General features: G+C 31.9%; 4 protein-coding genes. All 4 read right to left on the reverse strand.

The window, feature by feature from the left end:
* Positions 1-300: 300 nt before the first annotated feature.
* On the reverse strand, positions 301-1,530 hold the full coding sequence (ispG, locus tag L8D11_RS04055) for a flavodoxin-dependent (E)-4-hydroxy-3-methylbut-2-enyl-diphosphate synthase (protein WP_236870395.1): 1,230 nt from the start codon (positions 1,528-1,530) through the stop codon (positions 301-303).
* A 109-nt stretch (positions 1,531-1,639) separates the two neighbouring features.
* Positions 1,640-2,911 carry an NADH-quinone oxidoreductase subunit NuoF gene (nuoF, locus tag L8D11_RS04060; protein ID WP_236870396.1) on the reverse strand — a complete coding sequence of 424 codons (1,272 nt, stop codon included), beginning with the start codon at positions 2,909-2,911 and terminating at the stop codon, positions 1,640-1,642.
* Between the two features lie 219 nt (positions 2,912-3,130).
* Positions 3,131-3,406, reverse strand: coding sequence for an HU family DNA-binding protein (locus tag L8D11_RS04065; RefSeq protein WP_236870397.1), 276 nt, complete (start codon positions 3,404-3,406; stop codon positions 3,131-3,133).
* A 103-nt stretch (positions 3,407-3,509) separates the two neighbouring features.
* Complete coding sequence (locus L8D11_RS04070; protein WP_236870398.1) at positions 3,510-3,701, reverse strand: hypothetical protein; 192 nt, start codon at positions 3,699-3,701, stop codon at positions 3,510-3,512.
* Positions 3,702-3,782 lie beyond the last annotated feature (81 nt).

Genomic DNA, 3,782 nt, shown 5'->3' on the forward strand with positions numbered 1-3,782 from the left:
TTTTGTTCAGCGCTAAAATTTCTTTTTTCTTTTTTACTCATACTTCTTATTTTTTATTTATATTTTTATATCTTTTAGGAAATAAAACTACTCTTTTTGTTGTCTGACTTTTTCAGTCCACTATACTTACTAAAAATGACATTTTGCCTCCTCTTTCGTATGTACTTATCTTTTCATTCTATCATATATGTTTCTTTCTGCCTATTATGCAATGGTCTTATATATGGGACACTTTTCGTTAGCAGAAGTGATACAGTTTTCATTGATATTGACAACTTAGTTTTGGTTATGGTCAATCCTCTAGATTTTTTGACAATTTCTGTCTATATAATTATCGATTAACTTGATAAATTCCAATGTAATGTTATTGCCTCTTAGTGTATTGGTTTTTTTTCCATCTTCATAAACAACTGCCACAGGGTTTTCGCCATCTCCTGGCAAACTAATCCCAATATTAGCGTGCTTACTTTCTCCTGGGCCATTAACTATGCACCCCATAACAGCAATTTTTGTTAACTCAACATTTTTGTAGTTATTTTTCCAATAAAGCATATTTTGATCAATATATTTTTGTACATCTTGAGCTAATTGTTGAAAATATGCGCTTGAAGTTCTTCCGCAACCTGGACAAGATGATATTTGCGGTAAAAAACTTTTAATTTCTAAAGATTGTAAAATTTCTTGACATAATTTTACCTCTGCAGTTCTAGATTCACCTATCATAGGAGTTAAGGACGCTCTTATGGTATCACCAATTCCTTCTTGCAGTAAAATAGATAAAGCTGTGGTCGTGGCCACCATTCCTTTAATTCCAATTCCTGCTTCAGTCAATCCCAAGTGTAAAGGGTAAGCACATTTTTTTGATAACTCTCTATAAACTGATATAAGGTCTTGTACCTTTGAAAGCTTAGCAGATAAAATAATTTTGTTATTGCTTATACCTATTTTTTCTGCTTTTTTTGCGCTATTAAGTGCTGATTGAACTACAGCCTTCCTCATTATAAAATCTGCAGATTTTGGAGCACTTAATTTAGCATTTTTATCCATAAATTCTGCAACCAGTTCTTGATCTAAGCTTCCCCAATTAACACCAATTCTAATTGGTTTATCATATTTTATAGCACATTCTATAATTTGCTCAAAATTTTTATCACGCTTATTTTTAAATCCAACATTTCCAGGATTAATTCGATATTTTGTTAAAAATTTTGCACATTCAGGAACTTCAGATAATAGAGTATGGCCATTATAGTGAAAACAGCCTACAATCGGAATTTTAAAGCCTTTTTTATCCAAATTTTCAATGATTGCAGGAACAGCTTTTGCAGCATCTAAGTCGTTGACTGTGATTCTGACTATTTCAGAGCCAGCGTTGTGTAAATCAATAATTTGTAAAGTAGTAGATTCAACATCTTTTGTTGAAGTATTTGTCATTGATTGTATGACAACAGGGTTTTTAGCGCCAATTGATACATCTCCCACTTTTACTTTTATTGTATTTTTCCTTATTATCTGTTGTAATGCAACCATTTAGTGTATTGTGAAATTTCCTCAGATTAGATTATAACACTTAGATTTCAAATAAAAAGAAAATTTCTAAGATCAATTTTTACTTCTAGCAATCATAAAGCATAGGCTTTTAAATATTTGAATTAATTCTATTTTCAATTTCACTTCTAAAATGTCTAACCAGTCCTTGAATAGGCCATGCTGCTGCATCACCTAATGCACATATTGTATGTCCTTCAATTTGTTTTGTTAGCTCAATAATCGAGTCAATTTCTTCTATTTTTGCATCGCCTCTAACCATCCTATTCATTATTCTATATAACCAGCCTGTACCTTCTCTACAAGGGGTGCATTGCCCACAAGATTCATGCATATAGAATTTTGATAAATTAGCTATAGCTTCAATTATATCGGTGGATTTATCCATCACTATAACACCTGCTGTTCCAAGTGCAGTATTGGCTTCCTTTAGACTATCAAAATCCATTAATACATCTTCACAAACATTTTTGGGAATTACAGGAACTGATGAACCACCTGGAATAACTGCAAGTAAATTATCCCACCCACCTATAACCCCACCTGCATGTTTTTCAATTAATTCCTTTAGTGGTATAGACATAGATTCTTCAACATTACAAGGCTTATTAACATGCCCAGAAATGCAAAAAACTTTTGTTCCAGTATTTTTTGGTCTGCCGATAGAAGCAAACCAGTCAGCTCCACGCTTTAGAATTTCCGGTACAACTGCTACTGTTTCAATATTATTCACTGTAGTAGGGCATCCCCATACACCAACTGCAGCAGGAAACGCTGGTGGCTTAAGTCTTGGCATGCCTTTTCTGCCCTCTAAACTGTTTAGTAAAGCTGTTTCCTCTCCACAAATATATGCACCCGCTCCTCTATGAATATAAACATCAAAATTGATTCCAGTTCCTAAGATATTTTTACCTAAAAATCCTTTTTCATAGGCTTCTTCAATAGCCTTTTTAAGAATAATATATTCATTGTAATATTCTCCGCGTATATATATATATGTGGCTTTAGCTCTTATTGCTATTCCTGAAAGAATACTTCCCTCAATTACTCTATGTGGTTCATAACGAATTATATCTCTATCTTTACAGGTTCCAGGTTCACTTTCATCAGCATTTACTACTAGGTAAGACGGTTTACCATTTTTCGATTCTTTTGGCATGAACGACCATTTCATCGCAGTTGAGAATCCTGCACCACCACGTCCCCTTAAATCAGATTTTTTAACTTCTTCTATTATGTCATCAGGAGATTTTTTTAGATTGTTTTTATAATTATGCCAAATCCCTCTTTTAATTGAGGATTGTATATCAAACGACATTTTTCCATCTAAATTGGTGAAAATTTTGTCATCTTTTTTAAGCATAATAACACTATTTCATTTATAATTTGCTTAATCTTACCATTTTATCAAAATAACTAAAGCAAAATATTCATTAAAAATTATTTAGGTGCTACGCATAGACTAAAAGAATACTTGAAGATGCATCTAGAACAGAATGATATCTAAAAAACTATAACTTGCCTCAGTGCACTCACTAAATAATTTTCTTCATTTTTTACGAAGCAACCTAATTAATTTTAATTACTTATTAACTTTATCTTTTAATAATTGACCTGATGAAAATCTAACATATTTTTTGGCAGGTACTGTTATTATCTCCCCACTTCTTGGAGTTTTGACCTGTCTCTTAGGCAACTTTTGAATTTTAAATGTGCCGAAACCTACAAATCTTAACACATCATCCTTTTTTAAGGCATCTCCAACACACTCAAATACTATATCAACAACTTTAGAAGTATATACTTTAGAACACTCTAACTTTTTAGATAGCACAGTTATAAACTCACTCTTATTCATTTTGACCTCAAAATTCAAATTAACACAACTAATAATATTGATAACATGTTCAAAATGGTAAGTAAATAGTATTTTCTTAAAGATATTTCTAAAAAATTTTGATTTATCTAATGTAATTAGCTAGATTTACTAGATAATATTTTGTGAGTAAAGTGGCGATAATAAAAATAAAATCAAAAAAATCTAACGTCTCAAAAAAATTAACAGTCTTAATAATTATTCCAATAATTTTATTGGTTTTAGGATTATATGTGCGCCGTGCATGATGTAAGAGTAGAGGGTTCAAGTCCCTCATGGGCTGATATAGAGCTGTCCATTAGCTGAGGCAAGGTTAACTTCGTGAGGAGTTGGCGGAAGGAAGCTGACGGCAAAGTAA

It is taken from the genome of Candidatus Bandiella numerosa, assembly GCF_021811875.1.
GTDB classification, from domain to species: domain Bacteria; phylum Pseudomonadota; class Alphaproteobacteria; order Rickettsiales; family Midichloriaceae; genus Aquirickettsia; species Aquirickettsia numerosa_A.

Excerpts from the sequence above, each read along its gene's own strand:
- ispG (WP_236870395.1), bottom strand. The coding sequence starts at position 1,530 with ATGGTTGCATTACAACAGATAATAAGGAAAAATACAATAAAAGTAAAA.
- nuoF (WP_236870396.1), bottom strand. The coding sequence starts at position 2,911 with ATGCTTAAAAAAGATGACAAAATTTTCACCAATTTAGATGGAAAAATG.
- L8D11_RS04065 (WP_236870397.1), bottom strand. The coding sequence starts at position 3,406 with ATGAATAAGAGTGAGTTTATAACTGTGCTATCTAAAAAGTTAGAGTGT.
- L8D11_RS04070 (WP_236870398.1), bottom strand. The coding sequence starts at position 3,701 with ATGAGGGACTTGAACCCTCTACTCTTACATCATGCACGGCGCACATAT.